Genomic DNA, 23,379 nt, shown 5'->3' with positions numbered 1-23,379 from the left:
TCATCGCAAGCGAGTGACGGTGCTTCAAGGTTTTCTTTGCAGACCTAAGCCGACGATGTCGCAGCTACGCTGCTGCAATGGCACCTAGACGCTGAAGCACAACGCTTGCGCGCGCCGGCTCGGCCACCAATCCCGGCAGCGCGTTCACAAAAGCGGGGTTATCCACCAGCCCTACGAACACGTCGGCAACCAAATGCCGAAGGTCTGCATGCTCCACGGCAAACTCTTCCACCAGCTCGGCCCGGCCATCGACGACATTGAGGACGTCCTCCAGGTCGTGACTGGAAAGAAAGTCGCTGTTGCCTCGGGTAACGAAGGCTTCGAGCTTGGTCGCCACGAATGCTGTCGCTGTCACCACGCGGATGGACAGGCGATCGCTCAAGGCCACCACTTGGGCCGTCTCTACAGCATGGGCATACCAGCGGTTGGAGAAGCCAAGCACGCCGGCATCCACCGGCATCAGGTCGAAGATGACGCCCGACGCTTCGTGTACCCAGCGGCAGACGACACCGCTCTGCATCTCGCGCGCAAAGCCCTGCGACTCCACACGCGCCTCGATACCGCGGAACCGGGACCAATCAAGATTGACCACCGCATCGACGTCATAGGTGGCGCGGACGCTTTCCGCCAATGGATCGGATACCAGCAGGCCAACAACTGCTCCGCCGAGGAAGACTACGTGTTCGCAAAGCTCGCCCAATGCATTCGCAATCACAAGCAGGTGCGGCAAATTAGGATCGTCAGAGCGCATCGCCAAGCCTCAGCAATTGTTTGAGATAGCTCGCTGCCAGCGTGCGCTCGCGGGCACGCCCGCTGCGTAGGGCGTCCTGCAGCGCCAGCAGTTGGTGCAAGGCAGGGTCGGCAAGCGCAGCGTTGGGCACACCGGTCGACAACGGCAACAAGCTTGGGCCTTTGGCCGTGCCCTGCGCGCTTGGCCACACCGGTGCATCCCCTGGTGCGCTGGCAATCGCAGTGGACAGCGGGAGCACGCCAAAGGCCGTAGGAATGCCACGCTTTAATGGCCCGATGACGCCTGGAAAGGCGTAACGCACGCCGTGGACCGCAAACTCGTGCAGCGCCGTGCGCACCGTTTCCCACTCGCCGCGGCTTTTTTCCAGCGCCAGGCCGGATGCCACAGCGCGCTTGACGCTGCGATGCACCTGGGAGGCGCTCATGCCCAGCGCTTCTCCAAGGGATGCATAGGTCCAGGCCTGGCCAGCCTGGGCGACCTGCTTGTACAGCACCACCAGATCCTGGGGCTTCAGTTCCACGGCCAAGCTCGCCTTATTCCATATTCCGGAATATGGAATATCCAGCCAACGAGCTGTTTTTGCAAGCAGTCGTCGCTAAGTGCCCTGACTAAACGAGGGTCTATCGCTCAACGGCGGAAGCCAGACACGCTCACCCAATTCCCCGCAGCGCCACCCGAAGCGCCTCCCCCGCCAACCGCGCACTCGCCAACAGGCGCTCCAGGCTCTGCCCATGCCGCGCGCTGGCCGACAGCCCGGCCATGGTGGTGCTGATGAAATCCGCCAGCCGGTCTGCGTCGTGCGGGCACTGCTTGACGATGTGGGCGCGGATCAACTCCTGTGCGGCGACATGAAAGCCGCAGGCGGCCTCGCGCGCCTGCGGGTCGTTGCTGCGCGTGCCTTCCAACACCAGGCAGCCGGTAGCAGCGGGGTCCGCGGCGTAGCAGCGGGCGGCGTGCTCCAGTACATCGGCCAGGGCGTCGGCCAGCGGGCGGTTGGCGTCCAGAATCTGCGGCAGCGGGATGGCACCGGTCTGCGCGTAGCGGTCGAGGATGCGCGCATACAGGCCGGCCTTGCTGCCGAAGGCGGCGTAGAAACTGGGCGGGTTGATGCCCAGCGCCTTGGTGAGGTCGGCCACGCTCAGTGCGTCGTAGCCGCGCGCATGGAACAGCTGTTGCGCGGTGGCGACCGCTTGGTCCGGGTCGAATGCACGCTGCCGGCCGCGGGCCCTGGAGTTTTCTGTAGTCATTGTTACAAAATTCTTGACGGCAGACGAAATCTATTATGTATTGCTCGCTACATTAATTGCGAGATGGGTGCATGTCAGCGTTCAAAGACAAGTCGGTGTTGGTGCTCGGCGGCAGCCGGGGAATTGGGGCCGCGATCGTGCGGCGCTTTGTGGCCGAGGGGGCGCGAGTGACGTTTACCTATGCCGGCTCTGCCGAGGCGGCGCAGCGCCTGGCCAGCGACACCGGCAGCAGCGCGGTGCTGGCCGATAGCGCAGACCGCGATGCGGTCATCGACACGGTACGGCGCAGTGGGCCGCTTGATGTGCTGGTGGTGAACTCCGGCATCGCCTTGTTCGGCGATGCGCTGGAACAGGATCCGGATGCGGTGGACAGGCTGTTCCGCATCAACGTGCACGCGCCCTACCACGCGGCCGTGGAGGCCGCGCGGCAGATGCCGCCCGGCGGCCGCATCATCGTGATCGGCTCGGTCAACGGCGACCGCATGCCGCTGCCCGGCATGGCGTCCTACGCGCTGAGCAAATCCGCGCTACAGGGGCTGGCGCGCGGGCTGGCCCGCGACTTCGGGCCGCGCGGCATCACCATCAACGTGGTGCAACCGGGCCCGATCGATACCGACGCCAACCCGGAAAACGGGCCGATGAAAGACCTGATGCACAGCTTCATGGCGATCAAGCGCCATGGCCGCGCCGAGGAAGTCGCCGGCATGGTGGCCTGGCTTGCCGGCCCGGAAGCGGGCTTTGTGACTGGCGCGATGCATACGATCGACGGCGCATTCGGGGCATGACGCGGCGACGTTTGGATTGATGGCACTGCAGCTTGCCAGGTGGCGCGACGGATGGCCGCAAACGCCCTCCGTCAACACGCATGGCGAGCTGCCGTTGCACCGCCAGCATCGTGATCCACGCGCCTTAGCCTGCTGGCGGCGCGTGATCGCACTCGGATGTCATGCGGCGCTTGCACATGCAATGGCTGCCTGGACCTTGCTGTCGTGTTGACCCTGAGTTGCCTATAGTTCGTGACGAACCCTGCAATGGACTGACCAATGCACATGATGTCATCCGGCCGGTGCCTGGCCCTTGCACTCGCCGTCGCTGTGACCGGCAGTGCCTGTGCACGGACGCCATCACCCGAACACAAAAGGACTTCCCCCATGTCGGACACCGTCACCACAGGCCGCACCATCAACGGGCACACTTATTCGGACGCTCCGGTTGACGTAAAGCTGGGGCCGAACACCTTCCGCATCCCCGCCAACTACCTGGATAGCCAGATCGCGCCATGGCCGGGCGAAGGCGTGACGCTGGTCATTGAATGGCCGGACATGACCCCCACCCCGCCCGGTGCACGGGCTAACCCGCGTACGAATGATTTCCGGAAGGAGATTTCTGTTCGGATTAACTACATCGACCGGGTCCCCATTGAGACATCGTTGGAGCGACACTCCTCCAATGAGGCAATTACCGAAGCCAATTCGGTGGAACGCCGAGATCCGAGGCAGCGCCTCGATCTCCGCCTTGCCCAGCAAGACACCTTGGGCCTGACGCCCTACGCAATAGACGAGGCGAAAATGCTGGCGTACTCAAAAGAGTACGAGGACCGCTATGGAAAGCCGCCGATTCGTAACCCCGCCTACGAAGACGACTGGTACGTCGCCCGCGATTCAAACGGTGGGCTTGTCACCTTCATCAAGTGCGATAGCACCAAATTTCGTGGAGACGGCGTACGGCTGGAGGGATCTGAAGTAATACACGAGAAAGGTGCTGTTGCTGCAAGTTGTGTCCACTACTTCTCTGATATCGAGAACAAGCTTTCCATCACCCTGAACTATAAGCGCGCCTTCTTGAAAGACTGGAAACACATGGAAGACGCGGTACGGAACGTGCTGGCACGCACCAAGGTGAAGTGATCAGCGCGACTACCAGGAGCAGGACATGAGCGGATTGAGCGAGCAGGATCTGAAGATTCTTTCCAGCTACGCGGACGCGGGCAACCGCGAGCTGTACTGGAACTACCTTTCGCAACTAGATGGTGCAGATGGCTACGGAACGCTGGCGCTAGGCGTGGTGCGCAACGACAGCTTGCCCGGTCGGGTCGCAAATAGTTACGCACAGGATTACGCCAGGACCCAACACGACAACGGCTCGCGTTTTGCCAACGCTGAATTGAGCGAGAGGCAATGGGAAGCATTTGGGCAAACCCTGCTCAAAAAGGATCTTGAAGTCAGACGGTACTGGATGAGCGAACACCGCCCGGACCTTGCGCAGAACTTGCCCGGTGCTGACGTCATGCTGGCGCACGACCAAGCCTTCCTGGACCATGAGCTGGACCCCAACTGCTGGACACCCCGCGTGCTCCTGCAAGCGGCCCTGGAAAAAAGCGGCCCCCAGAAGCTGGAACAGATCTGGACCAACATGCTCGACAATGAGTACGTCGGCGCCACTCGCATCAGCAATACCGGCTACGAGACCTTTGCGCAGATGGGACTGGCGGCCGGCAGCGAGTACCTGGCCAAGCTCGGCACTACAGAAGCGATCCAGATGCTGGAGGGCCGCTCCGCCGTCGACCCCAATGTGGTCGGCAGCAACAGCTTCTATGCGATGTACTTCGAAAAAGAACAGAAGTGGATGAACGTCAGCGCAGGCGGCGGGCATCTGTCCATGCGCGAAGAAACCAGTCCCGGCCGTATCGCCGAACTCGATGATGCCCGCGCCGTGCGCCTGGAGCGGCAGCAGAAAGCCACGCAGTTCCACGAAGACGATCCGTACCGCTCCATCACCCGCAGCCCGTTCACTGCATCGACGGACGGCCTGCCCGATCGGATGCAGGCGCCCACCAAGCTGGCCGATATCGGCCCTGATCACCGGGACTACGCACTGCTGCAGCAGGTGCGTGCGGGCGTAAGCGCGATCGATGCGCACGCCGGGCGCACGCCGGACGAAAGCAGCGAGCGCCTGATCGCCAGCGTGATGACCCTCGCCCGCCAGAACAATCTGGACCGGGCCGACCACGTGGTGCTAAGCCACCAGACCGCCGACGGCCCGGCCGGCCGCAACGTGTTCGTGGTGCAGGGCGAGTTGAACAACCCGGCGCACCTGCGCGCCCACATGCCGACCGATGTGGCCGTGCAGACGCCGGTGGAGCAGTCGCTGCAGCAGCTGGAAGTGGCCAGTGCCGACCGCCAGCAGGCGTTGGCGCAGAGCCAGCAGCAGGAAACGGACAACCGGCAGCGTGAGAGTGCGTCGATGCGCATGGGATAACGGCGCTGGGCGGGTGGCAAGGCATTGCGGCGGCTTCTGGGCAATGGCGTGCCGGCGATACCGGTTGGCAACGTCGGCGTGGCGCGCGACGATCTCCAGCACCGGCTTGCGCGGGTCGGGTGGCAGTGCATCGAATAACAGGGACGCCGGGCTACGGCAATGAGGCAACTGCGAACATCACGGCCCCGCAAAGCCCGCCTCACGTTGCGAGCGAACGGCCAGCACAAACACCGTGTCGATCTGCGCGACATAGCAGTACAGCGCCAGGTAGCCATGCGTGCCGCGACCGATCACCAGTTCGCGCTTGTCGCCACCAGCCGGCCGGCCGATCAGCGGATTGGTTGCCAGCACATCGATTGCCGCGATGATCTCGTGCAGGCGTGCTGCGACATGTGCGGCTTCATGGCGATGGAGGTGGTCGAAGATCCGCTCAAGATCCTGTGCAACCTCCGGTGCCAGTTCGATACGCGCCACGCTACCGGGCTAATTTGCGGGCCGCGGGACGCTTTGCCGGCTCTCCAGCCATGCGCTTTTCCAGATAGCCACGCATGTCGTCCCAGGCGATGGTCTTCCCGGACGCCACGATGCCGGCATAACGCTGTTCGGCAACCGCATCGAAATCGGCACGACGTTCGACCGACTCCGCCTTTTCGGCGATCGCTTCCAGAATGAAATTATGTGCGGTCGTGCCGCCCTGCTTCGCTGCCGCAGCAACACGCATCTTGAGTTCGTCTGGAAGACGGATGGTGGTGGTGCTCATGAAACCCTCAAGCGTGTGCATTTCGTACGCGCGAATGTAGCACAGGTGTGTCACACCATCGTGTCGTCACACCGCATGCGGTTGCCGGCCCGCCCGGAAGCGACCGCACCTGCATCCTCAAACGCCAACGGCCCGGACAAGCCGGGCCGTTGGGTATGACGACGCGAGATCAACCGATCAGGCGAACGGGTCCTGCAGCACCATGGTGTGGTCGCGGTCCGGGCCGGTGGAGACGATGCTGATCGGGCAGCCGGCCAGTTCTTCCAGCGCACGCAGGTAGGCGCGTGCGGCCACCGGCAGCTTGTCCCACTCGGTGATGCCGTGGGTGTTTTCGGTCCAGCCCGGGAACTCCAGGTACACGGGGGTGCACTCTTCCCAGCCCTGCGCGTCCAGCGGGGCATATTCGGTGCGCTTGCCGCGGTATTCGTACGCAATGCAGACCTTGAGCTTTTCCATGCCGTCGAGCACGTCGAGCTTGGTGATGCACAGGCCCGAGATGCCGTTGATGGCCACCGCACGCTTGAGCGCGACGATGTCCATCCAGCCGCAACGACGCGGGCGGCCGGTGGACGCGCCGTACTCGGCACCGCGGTCGCGGATGCCCTGGCCCACTTCGTCGTCCAGCTCGGTCGGGAACGGGCCGCCGCCCACGCGCGTGGCGTAGGCCTTGGCGATACCGAGCACGTAGTCGATGGCGTCGGCGCCCACGCCGGTGCCGGCCAATGCGCCGCCCACGGTGGTGTTGGAGCTGGTGACATACGGGTAGGTGCCGTGGTCGATGTCCAGCAACGCGCCCTGCGCGCCTTCGAACAGCACGCGCTTACCCTGCTTGCGCAGGTCGTGCAGGATGCCGGCCACGTCGGACTTCATCGGCTGCACGTAGTCGCCGAAGGCCAGCGCCTCGTCGAAGGTCTTCTGGAAGTCCACCGCTTCCACACCCAGGTACTTGGTCAGCACGAAGTTGTGGTAGTCCAGCGCGGTGCGCAGCAGCTCTTCCAGCTGCGGCGGGTAGTGCAGGTCGGCGATGCGGATACCGCGGCGGGCTACCTTGTCTTCATACGCCGGGCCGATGCCGCGGCCGGTGGTGCCGATGGCCTTGCCGCCGGCGGCCTTCTCGCGCGCCTGGTCCAGGGCGATGTGGTACGGCATGATCAGCGGCGCGGCCGGGGAGATTTTCAGGCGCGAACGCACTTCCACACCGGCGCCTTCCAGCTCGCTGATCTCCTTGATCAACGCGGCCGGGGAGATCACCACGCCATTGCCGATCAGGCACAGCGCGTCGTCGCGCAGGATGCCGGACGGAATCAGATGCAAGACGGTCTTCTTGCCGTTGATGACCAGGGTATGGCCAGCGTTGTGGCCGCCCTGGAAGCGGACGACTGCACCGATCTCTTCGGTGAGCAGATCGACGATCTTGCCTTTGCCTTCATCGCCCCACTGGGCACCGAGCACGACAACTGATTGACCCATGACGGGTGAACTCCTGAGTTTTGCTGCAGCCATCGGGGCCGCGGGATGGGACCGGTTCGGGCTGGCGGCGCCACCGTGCGCGCGGCTCCATCGGGGAGCGTTGCAGCGGCGACCAGCCCTGACACGGAAAAAGCCGAACGGGGTGCTCTGCGTGGAGCGTGCCCGGCCGGCTTTTGTGCATTATCCGGGTTTCCGGTGGCGTGCACTACCCCCGGCAAACGGCGGATCGAGGGCTAGCCGGATTGCCGCTGGCCATCGGTCGCGCGGTGCTCCGGGCGCTGCCGGCCCCCTAGCAATTCCAAACCCCATCGCGGGTCGTAGGAGCGCACCCGGGCGCGACTGCTTCACCGGTAACGCCTGTCGCGCCCAGGTGCGCTCCTACGCTGCCCATTCGGTCGGAATGGACCACCCACTCAGTGGCGCACGATCCACAGCGCGATCGCGCCCAGCACCAATGTCACACCGCCGATGGCACGCAGTTGGGCCGTGGGCAGGCTGAACAGCTGCTCGACCATCCGCTTCCAGGCGGCGGGCGCGGCGAACAGCAGCAGGCCTTCGATGACGGCGATCAGGCATAACGCGGACAGGAACTCGTGCATCAGCAACACCAGGACAACGTGGGAGCTGCAGTGTGCCCGGTTCGGCAGCCCGACACGCCACACCGTAGGAGCGCACCTGGGCGCGACGGGCATTGCCGGTAAAGCGGTCGCGCCCGGGTGCGCTCCTACATGGCAGGGTGGCGTGCCTCGCGAGATCTGCAGATCGCCCGACGCACGATCATTCGATCCACGAAGACACCGGATCGACACCCGGACACACCACACCTCGTAGGAGCGCACCTGGGCGCGACGGGCATTCCCGGTAAAGCGGTCGCGCCCGGGTGCGCTCCTACGAGGATGCCGGGGTTTGGTCACCTCTCAAAGCCAGATTGCGTCCCAGAATGGGTAATCGCCCGCGCGGCTGACCAGCCCGGCACGGAGGGGATTGGCGATGAGGTAACGCGCGGCTGCGTGCAGGTCGTCGTCCTTGCGCAACGCGTGGTCGTGATAGCTGTGACTCCAGACCGGTGCGTGATGCTGGCGCTGCTCGTTCACCGCACGCGCTGCGCACGCCTTCATGCGTGAAGCGGCGTCGGCCAACGAGGTGACGCTCCCCAGTTGCAACAGCCAATGCACATGATCCGGCATTAACACCCAGGCCAGCAGCGTGGCATCGCAAGGCGTGGCGGCAGTGAATGCCCGGCAGGCGGTTGCTGCAAGCAGAAAATCTGCGAACACGGCGCGACGCTGCCATGTCGCGGTGGTCAGCAGGTATGCGCTGTTGGGCAAAGACTGCCTGCCGCGGCGCAACGCGCGATGCCCAGGAGAATCGATATCGGCCATGGCGTGATGCTGACGGCCTTGGGCGACGCGGGATATCGGCGGTTGCCGCGTTCTGCGCTAGGGGATCTCTGTGGCGATTGACTGCCAGGGGAGATCAGCGGGTCCGCCGGTAAGGCCCGTCGCGCCCGGGTGCGCTCCTACCTCGCCGCGTCTGGCTAATAAAACGGGAGTGGCGTCAGGCACCTGCGGATTCCAGACGCACATTGCAGTCCACGAAAGGCCATGCACCCAATCCATACGCGCAAAGCGTAGGACCGAGTCTGGCCAAAACGACGGGAGACGCGTCCCAGGCAGCTGCGGATTCCGGACATGCCCATCAGCATCGCAGCGCACGAAGTGCCATGCGCCCGATCTATCGGCCACCTGTGCCCTGCGTAGGAGCGCACCTGGGCGCGACGGGCATTGCCGGTAAGGCCGGCGCGCCCGGGTGCGCTCCTACGGTGGGGGCGCGTCTGTCTGCCCGGCAGTAACAGGCACATACAAAAACACCCGCATTACGCGGGCGCTTTTGTTTCAAGGCAGAGCGATCAACGATCGCTCTTGAGGTACTGCAGGAACGGGTCGTTCTTGTCGAGTACGACCACGCCGTTACCGTCGGTCATGGACTCGCGGTACGCCTCCAGGCTGCGGTAGAAGGCGTAGAACGAGGGGTCCTTTGCGCCGGCCTGGCCATAGATGCGGGCCGCGTCGGCATCGCCTTCGCCGCGCAGTTTCTGGGCATCGCGCTCGGCATCGGCCTTGATGATCGTGCTTTCGCGGTCGGCCTGAGCACGGATGGTCAGGGCCTGCTCTTCGCCTTCTGCGCGCAACTTGCTGGCTTCCTGCTTGCGCTGGGCGCGCATGCGCTCGTAGACGTCGGTGATCACCTGGCTGTCGGTCGGCAGGTCGATCTGCTTGATGCGCAGGTCGGTGATCTGCATCCCCAGGCCCTTGATGGCGCCATTGATGCCCTTGAGCTGGCTGGCGATCAATTCGCTACGGTCGCCGGAGACCAGCTGCTGCAGAGTGCGCGAGTTGATCTGGTTACGTAGCGAGTCGGTGATGATCGGGGCCAGGCGCGAGTTGGCCACCGACTCCTCACCACCGGTAGCGCGATAGAACGCCCGCACATCGGAGATGTAGCCGATGGCGAAGAAGTCCACACTGACGTCTTTCTGCTCGGCGGTGAAATAGCGCGCCGGGGCGGTATCCAGCACCTGGAAGCGGCGATCGAACACGCGTACCGATTCCACCACCGGAATCTTGAAGTGCAGACCGGGCTTGAGGTCGGCGCGCACCACACGGCCCAGGTTGAGCACCATGGCGGTCTGGTCTTCGCGCACCACGAACACCGAGCCCATCAGGGTCAGCAACACGGCGACGATGAGGCCGATGACTAGCGAATTCTTCATTATTCGGTTCCCTCACGGCCGGTCGGGCGCGGGCCGCGCTCCGGGTTGCGGATGGCCTCGCTGCTGGAATTCTGCGGCGGATTCAACAGCACGTCCTGCGGCACCATCGACGGCATACCGCTGTTGCCGGTATTGCCGCTGCTCGCGGACGCCTTGTTGGCATCGGCCGGCAGCGGCACGTAAATGACCTGGCGGCCATCGCTGCCGATCACCTTGCGGTTCTCCGACAGCACCTTCTGCACGGTTTCCAGCCACAGGCGCTTGCGCGTGACTTCGGGCGCGCCGGCGTACTGCTCCTGCAGCAGGGTGAAGCGGTCGGCGTCGCCCTCGGCCTTGGAGATCACCGCCTGCTTGTAGCCTTCGGCGCCGGTGCGGGTGCGTGCACCCTGGCCACGTGCTTCCGGTACCACCTTGGCGGCATACGCCTGGGCTTCGTTGATCAGGCGCTCGCGCACCTGCTGGGCACCGTTGACCTCGTCGAAGGCCGGCTTCACTTCTTCCGGCGGGCGCGCGTCCGGCAGGGTCACGCCGGTGACGGCCAGGCCAGTGTTGTAGGCATCCAGCGCCGCCTGCAAGCGGTCCTTGGAGGCGATCGCCAGCGGGCCGCGATTGTTGAGCACGGTATTCAGATCGGAACGACCCACCTGCTCACGCACGGCGCTTTGCGCGGCCTGCTCCAGCACCAGGTCGGCATTGCGCGAGCCGAACAGGTATTTGCGCGGGTCGCTGATCTGGTACTGCACGTTGAGCGAGACGTTGACGATGTTCTCGTCGCGGGTCAGCACCGGCACCTGGTTGCTGAAGGTCTTGATCTCGGTGGCATTGACCTTGCGCACCGACTCGATCGGCCAGGGCAGCTTGAAGTTGGGGCCGGGCTGCAGGATGCGCGAGAACTGGCCGAAGCGCAGCACCACGCCACGCTGCTGCTCGCCGATGAGCTGGAAGCTGGAGAACAGCACCATCAGCACCACCGCGACCAGGATCCAGCGCCCCACACCACCGTCGAACAGCTCTTTCAGCGGGGCGGGCAGATTGCCCCAGCCGCCGCCGTTGCCACCACCGCGCGGGCCCCAGGACCTGCGACGGTTGGGATCCGGGCCGTCTCCGCCCTTGTTGCCGGGTGTGTTCCAGGCCATGCACGCTCCATGATCGAGGGGCTGTGCGGGCCAGTCCCGCAGTGCCGCCGTGTTGTTTGATTCGCCGATTCTACTAGATGGGGCAGACCGGCCGTTTTGAAAGGCCCGGTCCGGTGCATCGGCGATTTAGCCGCTGGGCGGATTGGGGCGCATTGCTGTGCAGCATGGCATGTGCGGGGGACGAGGGACCTCGCTGGCGCGCCGGTGCCCTGTTGATGGATGGCCAGCACAAGTACCTGCCGGTCTCACCGGGCATGCGCGAGGACGGACGCGCAGCGCTGACCTGCCTGCCTTGCCCGGCGGCAGCCTTGCCTGGCTGGCTGATGTGGAGCCGCGACCGACGCTGCCGGCAACTGCGGCGCCGGACGCCACGGTAGTGCGGCAACGGCCGCAGGTGCTGCACACGCGGCGCGGCACCCCGCGATCACGCCGTCGGCGATTCGTCCTTCTGGTTGAACACGCGCTCCATCACCTCCAGCAGTTCGTCTTCGGAAAACGGCTTGGTGATGTAGGCGCGGGCGCCCTGGCGCATGCCCCACATGCGGTCGGTGTCCTGGTCCTTGGTGGTCACCAGGATCACCGGGATGTGCTGGGTGGTGGGCTCGCGCTTGAGCGTGCGCGTGGCCTGGAAGCCGTTGAGGTTGGGCATGACCACGTCCATCAGCACCAGATCCGGCAGCGACTCCTTGGCCGCTTCCACGCCAGCGGCGCCATCGGTGGCGGTGATGGTCTCGTGCCCGAGCTTCTCGACGATGCGCTGAATCCCCAGCAGCTGCGACGGCGAGTCGTCGACGATCAAAATGCGTGCCATGTGTTTCCCCTAAGTGTGCGCGGCGAGTGTAGTGCGCCGGCTGCGCTTTCGATAGCTGGGCCAGGTGGGTGGTTGGTGGTTGGTGGTTGGTGGTTGGTGGTTGGTGGTTGGTGGTTGGTAGTTGGTAGTTGGTAGTTGGCGAAGGTTGCGACATGCAGTGGACTGACGCGCAGTCGTTCTTTGTAGGCGGCTGCTGGAGTACTACGTCGGCCAAGGCACGGTTGGATTCAAGGCAGGAATCGACGGACAGCGACGCTGACCCCCTTCTCGCACCGGACATTGCTTGCTGCGTGGGGAGCAAGTGGGACGCAGTATCGGATGAGGCTACGGCCGCGATTCGAAGGCGCAGGCCGAGGCGACTGCCGCATTGCTGACCTACCGTACCCTCACCCCAACCCCTCTCCCGTCGGGAGAGGGGCTTCTCCCTTCTCCCGTCGGGAGAAGGTGGCGCGCAGCGCCGGATGAGGGTGCGGCTGCGGCTCGATGGCGCAGGTCGAGGTCGACTGCCACATTGCTGACCTACCGTGCCCTCACCCCAACCCTCTCCCGCAGGAGAGGGGCTTCTCCCTTCTCCCACCGGGAGAAGGTGGCGCGCAGCGCCGGATGAGGGTACGGCTGCGGCTCGATGGCGCAGGTCGAGGCGACTGCCGCATTGCTGACCTACCGTACCCTCACCCCAACCCCTCTCCCGCGGGGAGAGGGGCTTATTTTCTGCACCCACCGGGAGAGGGGCCAGGTCACACGCGCACTCGTGCGGACCGGCTCACACCGTCTCGCCAAATGCCTTGGCGAGATTCCGGTACGCCTTCTTCTGCGCGTCGTCGGTGGGAGCCGGGGCCAGGATCTCCAGCTCCACGATCTGGTCACCGGGGGTCGTGCCCGGCAGGCCACGGCCGCGCAGGCGCAGCTTGCGGCCGGCGTCGGAGTCGGCGGGCACCTTCAGTTCCACCGAGCCGCCCAGGGTCGGCACGCTGATGGTGGTGCCCAGCGCTGCCTGCCAGGGCATGACCTGCAGGGTGTACAGAATGTTGCGCCCGTCCACCTCGAACTGCGGGTGCGCGGCGTACTCGATCTCCAGCAGCAGGTTGCCGCCGCCGTTGCCCTGCCCGCTCAGGCGGATCACCTGACCCGGCTGCACGCCCTTGGGCACGCGCACGTCCAGCTGCTTGCCGTTGATGGTGATGCGCACGCTGTCACCCGAGTGCACCGCTTCCAGCGGTACCGCGAGTTTGGCGCGGGTGTCGCCGCGCGTCTGTGGGCCGGCACCTGCGCCCGCACCGGCACCCGGGCCGCGCGGACGGCCACCGCGTTGGCCGGCGAACAGGCTCTCGAAGAAATCGCTGAAACCGCCGCCGGCGCCGCCGTTGCCGAACACCTCTTCATAGTCGAAGCCCTGCCCGCCACCATAGCTGGGCGGGGCCTGGAACTCGTCGCCCGGGCGATACCCCTGCGCCTTCAACTGATCGTAGGCCTTGCGCTTGGCCGGGTCGCGCAATGCCTCGTAGGCTTCGTTGATCGCCTTGAACTTGTCTTCGGCGCCGGCTTCCTTGCTGACGTCGGGGTGGTACTTGCGCGCCAACCGGCGATAGGCGGTCTTGATTTCCGCATCGCCCGCGCTGGGCTCCACGCCCAGCGTTGCGTAGTAATCCTTGAATTCCATCAAATCACCTCTGGAAAAAAAACGGCCCGCAGCCGAGGCCACGAGCCAGTTCGAGGGCGGGCATTCCCACAGGACAGCCATGGACGGCGCAGCTGGCGAAACGTGGCGGGTACATGCCGTACCCGCCACTGCAACACCAGCCGCACCCGCATGACGGTCACGCAACGGGGTTGCTGGCCGATCTCTTCGCAGCCGGGCGGGCGACCGCGCCTATTCTACGGCGCGGTCGTCGCCGGGGAGCGAAGTCAGGTGACATCGCTCCAGGGTCCGTTGCCTCGCAGCGGTGCGCCACCTGCACGGCCGGTGGTCGCCGGAGGGCCGAAGGCTGGGCGCACCGGCGCTCAGACCAAACCGGCGACTCACCCGGCAACTCCCTCAGCGCAACCGCTGCGCGCGCTTACTGCACGGTGCCGCCACTGGTGTCCTGCCCGTTGCCCACCTGAATGCGACGCGGGGTGGCCGCCGGACGCTTGGGAATGCGGATTTCCAGCACACCGTTATGCCCGGCTGCGGTGATGCCGTCGGCATCGGCGCTATCGGGCAGCGCGAAGCGGCGGTGGAAGCTGCCATAGCGGCGCTCGATACGCGAGAAACGCTCGGTCTCGGTGCTGGACTCGCCCTTGCGCTCGCCCTTGATCGACAGGATGCCCTTGTCCATCTGCACCTCGATCTGGCTCGGGTCGATCCCCGGCAGGTCGGCATACAGCACGAAGTGATTGGCCTCTTCCTTGATGTCCACACGCGGCACCCACTGCGCGGTCACCACCGCCGATTCGTCGGTGTCGCCGTTCTGTTCAAAGAAGCGGTCGAACACATGCTTGATCTCGTTTTGCAGGGCGTGGGTGGGCCACTGGGGATAACGAACGATGTTCATTGCGAGCCTCCAAAAGGTTGGGTAAGGGGCCGGCGGCGGCGGCATGCGCACACCGCGCCGGCCATGTGCGTCAGATAGGCGTCGCGCTGCGGATTTCAAGCGCGTTGACGCGCCTTTCCCCTGCCCTTTTCTAGAATTCGTTCAGCCACAGGAGCACAGCCCCATGACCATCGCCGTTGGTGACAGCATTCCCGAAGTGGTGCTCAAGCGCATGCGCGAAGGCATCGAGGCGGTCGACACCCATACCTTGTTTGCCGGCCGCAAGGTGCTGCTGTTCGCGGTGCCGGGCGCATTCACGCCGACCTGTTCGGCCAAGCACCTGCCGGGCTACGTGGAGCACTTCGAAGCGTTCCGCAAACGCGGTATCGAGGTCCTGTGCACCGCCGTCAACGACCCGTTCGTGATGCAGGCCTGGGGCCGCAGCCAGTTGCTACCCGACGGCCTGCATCTGCTGCCCGACGGCAATGCCGAACTTGCCCGCGCCCTGGGCCTGGAAATCGACGCGAGCGGCTCGGGCATGGGCCTGCGCTCGCGTCGCTACGCGCTGTATGCCGACGACGGCGTGGTCAAGGCCTTGTTCGTCGAAGAGCCTGGCGAATTCAAGGTGTCTGCAGCCGATTACGTGCTGCAGCACCTGCCCGATTGAAGCGTAAGTCCCCCGTCCACTCAGAAGGAAAACGGCCAGCCATGTCTGATCAGCCAGCCAGCACCACCCCCGCCGGTATCACCGATACCGCCACCCTGCGCGCCCGCGCACGCCAGAGTATCGAAGACGGCGCCATCACCGAGAGCTACCATGCCGATCGCGAAAAGGTGATCGAGTTGCTCAACACCGCGCTCGCCACCGAATACGTGTGCACCTTGCGCTACTACCGCCATTACTTCATGGCCAAGGGCATGTTGGCCGATGCGGTCAAGGGCGAATTCCTGGAGCACGCGCAGCAGGAACAGGCGCACGCGCACAAGCTTGCCGAGCGCATCGTGCAACTGGGCGGCGAACCGGACCTCAACCCGGACACCCTGACCAAGCGTTCGCACGCCGAATACAAGGAAGGCACCGACCTGCGCGACATGGTCAAGGAAAACCTGATCGCCGAGCGCATCGCCATCGACAGCTACCGCGAGATGATCGATTTCATCGGCGACAAGGACACCACCACCAAGCGCATCCTGGAAAGCATCCTGGCCCAGGAAGAAGAGCACGCCGACGAGTTCGCCGACATGCTGGAAGGCTGGATTGGCGAATGAGGTGATCGGTGTGGTGCTGCGCACCGCATGCATCAAGCGCGCGGGCAATGTCGATCATTTGCACGTGCCTGCAACCGCGATGCGCTACGTCATGCGGGATGACTGCATCGGCATGACGCGAACACCACGACAGCGATGACGAAACAGACAGGGCGCCACGTGCGCCCTTTCTGTTTTTGGCGCATGCCGCACGATAACGCGACCGCGCCAGCAAGTCACAAGCTCGATACCACCGCTTCTGGTGGAGCGCCTTCGGGCGCGACCGGCCTTCCGTTAACGCCCATCGCCCCCGGGGCGCTCCTATATGTCAGCTGGCAATCGATCACGCTGGTGCGGCGCTTAGCGCAATACTCGAAACTGCAGTTGCGTCCAGGCGCCGTCGCTGGCCATGGCGGTCAGCGTGTGCGCACCTGTCTCGGCAAAGTCGCGCTGGAATGCCTGGCGCCCGCGGGTCTGCGCGATCCAGCGGCCGTCCAGCAGCCAGTCGATGCGCGCCTCGCTGCCCAGTGCGCGCAGCTGCAGGCGCACCGGGCGTGCGGTGTCGTTGGCGCGCGCCAGGGTGGCGCGGTCGGTCAGGCCGTCGATCCGCAGCACACCGCCGCCGGTCATGCGCCCGTCCGGCAGGCAGTCCGGCGCCAATGGTGGCAGTTGCGCGGCGTGACGTTCTGCGGCGCTGAGCCAGGGCGACACCAGTGCCGGCCAGCGCGCCAATGCACGCGCCGCACGCGCGTGCGGCTGGGTGCATTCCTGTGACAGGCGCAGGCCGCTGCGCGCGTCCACCTCGAATTGCAGCTGCCCGCTTTGCCACAGGCGTGCATCGCGCTCGGCAAAGGTGGGTGGCACCGCGCCGTCGAGCGCGTAGGCGTCGGCACGGCGCGCGCACAAGGGCGGTGGCGTCTGGTCGGCAGCACCACCCAGCGGCCAGCAGATCTGCACGGGCTGCACCGTGGCCGGCATCGGCAGCGGCGCACTGTCGCCGGCACTGCGCGGCAAGGCATCGATGACTTCGAACATCAATGGCAACGCAGTCACCGCGCCGTACTGGCCGGGCAACGGCGTGCCATCCGGCCGCCCCACCCACACGCCCACGGTGTAACGCCGCGTGCCACCGATCGCCCAGGCATCGCGGTAGCCATAGCTGGTACCGGTCTTCCACGCCACGCCCGGACGCGCTGCGGTATCGAAGGTGCCGCTGCCGTAGCCAGGGCGCGGATTGCTCTGCAGGATCTCGCGCACGATCCAGGCCGCGCCCGGCGACATCAGCCGGCGCTCGATGCGCGCATCGCCCGGCGTATAGCGCACACGCCCGGCGATGCCGCCGCGATTGAGCGCGGCGAATGCGCCCACCAGTTCCTGCAATTGCGCGCCGGTGCCGCCCAGGATCACGGCCAGCGACGGCGTACTGCCACGCGGAAAATGCAGGGCGATGCCGGCATTGCCCAATCGCGCGGCAAAGCGCGCCGGGCCGATGCGATCGAGCAGATCCACTGCCGGCACGTTCAGCGACAAGCGCAATGCAGTGGCTGCGCTCACCGGGCCATTGAAGGCTGCATCGAAGTTGCCCGGCCGGTAGTCGCCAAAGCTCTGCGGCGCGTCTACCAGCAGGCTCTCCGAGTGGATCAGGCCATCGTCCAGCGCCATGCCGTACAGGAACGGCTTGAGCGTGGAGCCGGGCGAGCGCCAGGCCTGCACCATGTCCACATGCCCCAGCCGCTGACGATCGCCGAAGCTGGCCGAGCCGACATAGGCGCGCGCTTCCATGCTGGCGTTGTCCACCACCAGCAAGGCTGCCGAGGTGCGCTCGGGCAGCTGCGAAAAATACGTGGCCACGCGCTCTTCCAGCGTGCGCTGCAACTCCACATCCAGCGTGGTCACGATGCGCGCCGCGCGCGGTTGAGCGCTGTGCAGGCGCTGGGCAAGCAAGGCTGCATGCAACGGCGGCTTGAGCGAGCGCGTGACCACCGGCTCGATGCGCGCGTCGTCCACCTGCGCGCGCGACCACACGCCCAGCTCCACCATGCGATCGAGCACCTTGTCGCGCGCACGTTGCGCCGCTTCCGGGTGACGGTCCGGCCGCAGCCGGCTGGGCGATTGCGGCAGCACCGCCAGCAACGCGGCTTCGGCCTGCGACAACGCTTTCGCCGGTTTACCAAGATACGCCCAGCTGGCCGCTTCCACGCCTTCGATGGTGCCGCCGTAGGGCGCGCGCTCCAGGTACAGGTTGAGAATCTCGCGCTTGCTCAGGTGCGCTTCCAGCTGCAATGCGCGCAACAGCTGCTTGGCCTTGCCCCATGGCGTGCGCGTGTGCGGGTCCAGAATGCGCGCCACCTGCATGGTCAGCGTGGAGCCGCCGGACACGATGCGGCCCTGCGCGATCCACTGCCCGCCGGCACGCAGCAGACCCCACGGATTGACGCCGGGATGGCGCCAGAACCAGCGGTCTTCGTAATTGAGCAATGCCTGCAGATACAGCGGCGATACGCTCTGCGGCGTGGCCGGATAGCGCCACACGCCATTGCGGTCGGCAAACGCACGTAACGGCGTGCTGTCGCGCGCAACCACCAGGGTGGAGGTGTCGCGGGATTTGGGCAACGGCAACGGGAAGGCCAGATCGAGCAGCAGCAGGGCGCTCAGCAGAGCAGCCGCACTCAAGCGCAGCCACCGCAGCCAGCGGCGCCCGTCGCGAGCCTGATGGTTCGGCGCTTTCGGGTGCGCCTGCGTCCGATCCATCCCTGTTTTTACCTGCGGCTGTTCATCCATCGCGCAGAGCATGCAGGGCAAAACGCGTTTCGGCCACTGCTATGCGGCCCGGGCCCGGCGTCTTGGCGCGATCAGCTGCACGACAGCCGGACAAGCTACTGGCCCAAGGGCCAGGCGCAAACCCTGAGCGACAGGTGGATATCCTTGCGATCAACCGTCTGATCTTATCCGTGGCCGCCGTATGAAGTGCCTGCAACGATCAGGCCACTCACACCGAAGGGCGTGGTCGGTGCCCATCGGTAGCAGCACGCATTGTCGGCAGGCACTGCCAATGCCTACAAATACAGTTCGGTTGACGTGACGTATCGGTCGTTGCGTTGTTTGATGCACAGCGCGCCATGCTACACCTGGTTGCCGCCGCGTGGGACGGCCGCCGGGTCGCTTCCGCTCAGCGCTTTTCCAAGCTGGCGCGATAGCGCAACAAGGCTTCCGGTGCATCGGTCTGGATGATCGACACGCCATCGCGGTACATCCGGCCCCACACCTTGTCCGGGTCGCGCTCGGCATCGGCATCGCCGCCATAGCCGGCGATAAAGCCATCCCACAGCGAATTGACCATCAGCCGTACGTTGTGTGCCTTGCTCACCGCCACCAATGCCGGTAATTGCGCCGCAGCCATCTTGGGCAACTCGAACGCCATCGGATGTGCATTGCGGGTCTGTGCAGTGGCGATAGCGGCAAGGTCGGCATTGCCGTGTGCATTGATCAGGATCGGGAAGAAGTACACGGTGTTGAACGGCACCATCGCTGCCAGCGGTGGCGTGGCGATGCCCGCCTCGGCCTTGACGATCACCTGATGCTGCATGCCGGCGCGCGCGACCGCGTCGATCACTTGCACATAGATCGCATCCTTGACGTCCAGGTTGAGCAGGATGTGCCCTTTGGCCTTGGCAAGCATCTGGTCGAGCGTGACCACGCGCTGGTCGGTCAGCGGTGCCTGTGCGCCACCTTCATCGCTGCGCAGGCGCAGTTTTTGCAGGTCGCTCAGCGTGAGCTCGGACAGCTTGCCGGTGCCGTCGGTGGTGCGGTCAACGGTGGCATCGTGCAGCATCACCAGCGTGCCATCGGCCGCGCGCCGCACATCGGTTTCCATCACATCGGCCCCGATTGCGATGCAGCGCTCCAGTGCCGCAAGCGAGTTCTCCGGTGCGGTATCGGTGAAGCCGTGCTGTGGTGCGGCGGCATGACAACCGCGGTGCGCCACCACCACAATGCCGCCTTGCGGGTTGGCCAGGCGTGCCTGGATCGCGGCGACGCCCGCAGGCGCTGCGCTCGCTGTGGTGGCCACGGCAGCGCACAGCAAGGCGGCGAGGATGGCAATGGAACGTGAGGTCATTCGAACAACTCCAATCGGGTGACTTGCAAAACCACTGAGCGGCGCAGCTGCATTGCCGCGTGGCGTGCTCGCCGCTGCAGATGCCCATATGGATGACGTGCGTAGGTTGTAGTGATGCGCTTCTGGATGGCAGCACTCCGGCGGGATGGCACAGCTCTACAACGTTGCCAACGCAAACTGATCTCGCTTACAACGCCGGCGTAAACCGCAGACCCACCCAGTAGGTGGTGGGCACCGAGTAACTGTCCTTGAGCAGGTTCTGCCCCGGGCCGGTCACGCTGGTGATGCGGCTGTGGGTGATGTTGCTGACCTGGCCGATCAGGCTCAATTGCTTGCTGACCGCATAGGTGGCAGTGAAATCCAGCTGCGAGCGCGGCGACCAGTACAGGTCCTGCCAATCGATATTGCTGACGATGGACCGCAATGCCTTGCCTTGCCGGTTGTAGGCCGCACGCAGCTCCAGCCCGCCGGTGTTGTAGAACAGCGTGGCATTGGCGGTGTAGTCCGGCTGACCGACCAGATTGTCGAGTTTGCGCTCGCGCTGGGTCAGGCTGCTGCCGCCACCAGCGCTGTAAGGCACATCCAGGCTGCCCTCGAGCACCGCGACATTGGCGCTGAAACCGACACCGCTCAACCACGGCGCGATGGGCGCCAGCGTATTAACGATGCCGTTGAGCTCCACACCGCGAATACGCGCCTTGGCCGCATTGGCCGGCGTGCTGATCAGCGCATTCGCGTAAGTGGTGCCATCGAAAGTGAAGCTGTCGGTGCGCGAGAGCGTAAAGATCTCGTCCTGGATGCGCTTGTCGAACACGGCAGCGGACGCGAAGGCATCGAAGTCGCCGGGCAGGCGCCATTCCAGCGAAAGATCCAGGTTGTTGGACACGCGCGGCTTGATGTCCGGGTTGCCGATGGTGACAGTGACGCCCTGCGCATTCGGATCACCGGCATCTGCCGTATTGACGAAGCCGATCGAGGTGCGCGCCGCATAGGCGTCGTACGGTGGGCGGCCCAGCGTGCGGCTTGCACCGGCGCGCAGGTCCAGTGCATCGGTCAGGTGATAGGTCATGATGGCCGACGGCAACAGGTAGTCGTAGTCCGCGCTGGTTGGGTTATCGACGTACACGTAGCGATTGCTTGCTGCATCCAGCTGCCGCTGGCGGCCGACCGTGTCGAGCCTGGTGCTGTCGAAATGCACGCCTGCCTGCACGTTGAAGCGGTCGCTGCGATAGCTGACCAGGCCGTAGCTGCCGAAGGTTTTTTCGGTATGGCTAAAGTTGTCCTGATTGCTGAAGGCCTGCTGGTCGGTACTATTGAACGCGCTCAACGGCGTGGCGGCCAGCACGCGATTGGCCTTGTTCGGGTCGATGCTCAGCAGGTTCAAACCGGCGTAGCGCATCGGCGCCCTGCCGGTGCCGACTACATCGGCCAGGCCGAACGCGGGCGCCGTCGTGTTGGGCTGATACTCGACACGAAAGATATCGTAGGACGGTTTGTCGGTGGTGTACGACACGCCCGCCGCAAAACCGACGCCCTGATCGCTTTCCCCTTGATTGAAGCCGTAATCGAGCCGGCCTGTGAGGATGCGATCGGCCGCGGTGCGCTTATAGTCCGGGCGCCAGTACGACAGGCTGTAGTTGTCGAGGGTGTTGTACGCCTGCGGCGATAACGCGAAGCGTTGATCGAAGCCGGAGGTGTCGTAGTTGAACGCATAATCGGGCGTGGCATTGATGGTCACGCCACTGCCGGTCTGGCCCACCGGCACCGGCGCGGCACGGGTGATGCCGCTGGCGTACTTGATCATGCGGATCGGCTCGTCGTAGGTCGCATCCGACCACGCACCGCGCGCGGAAAACTGCTGCCGATCGGTGGGCCGCCAGATGGTGCCCAACTGCGCGACCTTGGTGCGCGTGGTGACGATCTGGTTCGAGTAACCCACCTCGATGTCGCCGCCCGGATAACTGCCGGAGGTGGCAGTCTGATTGAACACCTGGTTGCGATTGCGCGGGTCGATGATGACCTCGTTGCGCTCCATGTTGTCCTTGAAATAGTAGTAGCCGGCCATCGCATATGCTTCGAGCGCGGCACTGGGCCGCATCTCGAACTTGCCGGTGACACCATATCGGTCGCGCTGGTTCTGCACGTACCAATATTTGTCCTGCTGCGGTACTGCCCAGCCATTGCCGAGATTGGCGCCGGTCTGCAGCATGCCGTTGTTGTCGTAGAACCCGTAATGCACCGTGTCGGTGGTCATATGGGTTTCGGTATAGCTGCTGAGCGTCTGGTAGTTGGCCGACACCGTGAGCCCATATTGCTGCTCGCTGCCAAAGGTGCGGCTGCCGGTGGCATTCAACCGGTAGCCCAGCTCGTCCTGATCGCGCGGTTTGCCTACATCGTTGGCGTGGCCTAGCGCCGCCTCGGCGCTGAAGAACGGCTTGCCGCCGTTTTCGAACGCGCTGCGGGTCTTGAGGTTGATTGCACCGCCGGTGGCATTGGGATCCAGGTCGGGGGTGAACGTCTTGACCACCTGCAACTCGCTGACCATCGAGGCGGGCAGCAAATCCAGGCGCACGCCGCGGGTGATCGAACCGAGCGTCCCGTTCGGCGTACCGGGCGAGGCGATGGTGAGCCCGTCGATGGTGACGTTGTTGTACGACGGCCCCAGGCCACGCAATACCGGCGTGGCTGCTTCATCGCGGGGATGCTCGTTGTCGGTGGCCGGCAGCACGGACAGGCCGGGCACGCGGCGCAACGCTTCGACGATGGTGCTGTCGGGCAAGGCGCGTACGTCGGTGGCGCTGATCACATCGGTGATGTTGGTCGCCGCACGCTTGCTCTCCACCGCCGCCGCATTGGCGCGGCGCACGCCGGTGACCTGCATTGCATCGAGGGTTTGTAAGCCTGATGCGGCGGTGGGCGGTCTGTCGGTGTTGGTTGCATCGTCTTGTATCGATGACGACGATGCAGGGTCTCTGAAATCTGCAGAGGCACCGGCTGACACCGAAGAACCTTGCAGTGCGGTCGCAATCCCCGCGCCGGACGTGGTTGCCTCGCCATTATCGGCTGTCGCTGTAACTGCGCTTGCCGATGCGCTCCTGGCCGTGGCCATCGCCGCAGAAGACGTCTGAGACGAGGCGTCGACTGCAATCGCTGCGCGCTCGTTGGCGGATGCCTGCGAGGGCAGGCGAACAGGCCGCGATGGCCACGACGAGAACGGACAGGTGCACACGGAACGAATCGGAGCGCTGCATGGAATCCCGTAAGTCGCGCAGCAATCACGCCGCGCCGATGAGAA

21 protein-coding genes are annotated in these 23,379 nt (G+C 65.0%); 5 read left to right on the top strand and 16 right to left on the bottom strand.

Annotation, left to right across the window (positions count from 1 at the left end):
- Positions 1-64: 64 nt before the first annotated feature.
- The 3 genes from RZV17_RS05835 to RZV17_RS05825 all read right to left on the bottom strand — a co-directional run bounded on the left by RZV17_RS05835 (position 65) and on the right by RZV17_RS05825 (position 1,998).
- Positions 65-751 (bottom strand): hypothetical protein, encoded by a 687-nt coding sequence (locus RZV17_RS05835; protein WP_355607860.1) that lies wholly within the window; start codon positions 749-751, stop codon positions 65-67.
- The gene (locus RZV17_RS05830; protein WP_355607858.1) at positions 741-1,271 is read right to left on the bottom strand and encodes a MarR family transcriptional regulator; all 531 of its coding nucleotides are present in this window, start codon (positions 1,269-1,271) and stop codon (positions 741-743) included. The genes RZV17_RS05835 and RZV17_RS05830 overlap by 11 nt, the downstream gene beginning before the upstream one ends.
- Before the next feature lie 130 nt (positions 1,272-1,401).
- The gene (locus tag RZV17_RS05825) at positions 1,402-1,998 is read right to left on the bottom strand and encodes a TetR/AcrR family transcriptional regulator (protein ID WP_355607855.1); all 597 of its coding nucleotides are present in this window, start codon (positions 1,996-1,998) and stop codon (positions 1,402-1,404) included.
- Between the two features lie 71 nt (positions 1,999-2,069).
- Between RZV17_RS05825 and bdcA the strand changes: the two genes are divergently transcribed.
- The 3 genes from bdcA to RZV17_RS05810 all read left to right on the top strand — a co-directional run bounded on the left by bdcA (position 2,070) and on the right by RZV17_RS05810 (position 5,256).
- The gene (gene bdcA, locus RZV17_RS05820) at positions 2,070-2,783 is read left to right on the top strand and encodes an SDR family oxidoreductase (RefSeq protein ID WP_355607853.1); all 714 of its coding nucleotides are present in this window, start codon (positions 2,070-2,072) and stop codon (positions 2,781-2,783) included.
- Between the two features lie 258 nt (positions 2,784-3,041).
- On the top strand, positions 3,042-3,905 hold the full coding sequence (locus RZV17_RS05815) for a hypothetical protein (RefSeq protein ID WP_355607850.1): 864 nt from the start codon (positions 3,042-3,044) through the stop codon (positions 3,903-3,905).
- Between the two features lie 25 nt (positions 3,906-3,930).
- Positions 3,931-5,256 (top strand): XVIPCD domain-containing protein, encoded by a 1,326-nt coding sequence (locus RZV17_RS05810; protein ID WP_355607847.1) that lies wholly within the window; start codon positions 3,931-3,933, stop codon positions 5,254-5,256.
- 177 nt (positions 5,257-5,433) lie between these two features.
- Here the strand turns inward: RZV17_RS05810 and RZV17_RS05805 are convergent, their stop codons facing one another.
- The 10 genes from RZV17_RS05805 to RZV17_RS05760 all read right to left on the bottom strand — a co-directional run bounded on the left by RZV17_RS05805 (position 5,434) and on the right by RZV17_RS05760 (position 14,740).
- The gene (locus RZV17_RS05805) at positions 5,434-5,730 is read right to left on the bottom strand and encodes a type II toxin-antitoxin system RelE/ParE family toxin (RefSeq protein ID WP_355607844.1); all 297 of its coding nucleotides are present in this window, start codon (positions 5,728-5,730) and stop codon (positions 5,434-5,436) included.
- A 1-nt stretch (position 5,731) separates the two neighbouring features.
- Complete coding sequence (locus RZV17_RS05800; RefSeq protein ID WP_047695821.1) at positions 5,732-6,016, bottom strand: CopG family transcriptional regulator; 285 nt, start codon at positions 6,014-6,016, stop codon at positions 5,732-5,734.
- A gap of 177 nt (positions 6,017-6,193) precedes the next feature.
- Entirely contained in the window at positions 6,194-7,486 is a 1,293-nt protein-coding gene (locus RZV17_RS05795) for an adenylosuccinate synthase (protein ID WP_024938603.1), read from the bottom strand.
- A 413-nt stretch (positions 7,487-7,899) separates the two neighbouring features.
- On the bottom strand, positions 7,900-8,085 hold the full coding sequence (locus RZV17_RS05790; RefSeq protein WP_039407247.1) for a DUF2065 family protein: 186 nt from the start codon (positions 8,083-8,085) through the stop codon (positions 7,900-7,902).
- Between the two features lie 318 nt (positions 8,086-8,403).
- Complete coding sequence (locus tag RZV17_RS05785; protein WP_349775857.1) at positions 8,404-8,868, bottom strand: transposase; 465 nt, start codon at positions 8,866-8,868, stop codon at positions 8,404-8,406.
- 527 nt (positions 8,869-9,395) lie between these two features.
- Positions 9,396-10,259, bottom strand: coding sequence for a protease modulator HflC (locus RZV17_RS05780; protein WP_047695448.1), 864 nt, complete (start codon positions 10,257-10,259; stop codon positions 9,396-9,398).
- Complete coding sequence (gene hflK / locus RZV17_RS05775) at positions 10,259-11,395, bottom strand: FtsH protease activity modulator HflK (RefSeq protein ID WP_184385968.1); 1,137 nt, start codon at positions 11,393-11,395, stop codon at positions 10,259-10,261. The genes RZV17_RS05780 and hflK overlap by 1 nt, the downstream gene beginning before the upstream one ends.
- Positions 11,396-11,819: 424 nt before the next feature.
- Positions 11,820-12,206: a twitching motility response regulator PilH gene (pilH, locus tag RZV17_RS05770; protein WP_039407238.1), complete on the bottom strand. Its 387-nt coding sequence runs from the start codon at positions 12,204-12,206 to the stop codon at positions 11,820-11,822.
- Between the two features lie 763 nt (positions 12,207-12,969).
- Positions 12,970-13,866, bottom strand: a complete 897-nt coding sequence (locus tag RZV17_RS05765) for a DnaJ C-terminal domain-containing protein (RefSeq protein WP_039565242.1) — start codon at positions 13,864-13,866, stop codon at positions 12,970-12,972.
- A 397-nt stretch (positions 13,867-14,263) separates the two neighbouring features.
- Positions 14,264-14,740, bottom strand: a complete 477-nt coding sequence (locus RZV17_RS05760) for an Hsp20/alpha crystallin family protein (protein WP_039407972.1) — start codon at positions 14,738-14,740, stop codon at positions 14,264-14,266.
- A 163-nt stretch (positions 14,741-14,903) separates the two neighbouring features.
- Here RZV17_RS05760 and RZV17_RS05755 point away from each other — a divergent pair, with 163 nt between their 5' ends.
- The gene (locus RZV17_RS05755) at positions 14,904-15,386 is read left to right on the top strand and encodes a peroxiredoxin (RefSeq protein WP_039407975.1); all 483 of its coding nucleotides are present in this window, start codon (positions 14,904-14,906) and stop codon (positions 15,384-15,386) included.
- A 41-nt stretch (positions 15,387-15,427) separates the two neighbouring features.
- Positions 15,428-15,988, top strand: coding sequence for a bacterioferritin (locus tag RZV17_RS05750; protein ID WP_039407977.1), 561 nt, complete (start codon positions 15,428-15,430; stop codon positions 15,986-15,988).
- Positions 15,989-16,327: 339 nt separating this feature from the next.
- Here RZV17_RS05750 and pbpC read toward each other — a convergent pair whose 3' ends face one another.
- The 3 genes from pbpC to RZV17_RS05735 form a co-directional block, all read right to left on the bottom strand.
- On the bottom strand, positions 16,328-18,718 hold the full coding sequence (pbpC, locus tag RZV17_RS05745) for a penicillin-binding protein 1C (protein WP_355607838.1): 2,391 nt from the start codon (positions 18,716-18,718) through the stop codon (positions 16,328-16,330).
- Positions 18,719-19,136: 418 nt separating this feature from the next.
- The gene (locus RZV17_RS05740) at positions 19,137-20,084 is read right to left on the bottom strand and encodes a glycerophosphodiester phosphodiesterase family protein (RefSeq protein ID WP_355607835.1); all 948 of its coding nucleotides are present in this window, start codon (positions 20,082-20,084) and stop codon (positions 19,137-19,139) included.
- 187 nt (positions 20,085-20,271) lie between these two features.
- On the bottom strand, positions 20,272-22,965 hold the full coding sequence (locus RZV17_RS05735; protein WP_355607832.1) for a TonB-dependent receptor: 2,694 nt from the start codon (positions 22,963-22,965) through the stop codon (positions 20,272-20,274).
- Between the last annotated feature and the right edge of the window lie 414 nt (positions 22,966-23,379).

Source organism: Xanthomonas cannabis (assembly GCF_040616535.1).
Classification (GTDB): domain Bacteria; phylum Pseudomonadota; class Gammaproteobacteria; order Xanthomonadales; family Xanthomonadaceae; genus Xanthomonas; species Xanthomonas cannabis.
This window is presented reverse-complemented; position numbering and strand designations above follow the sequence as displayed.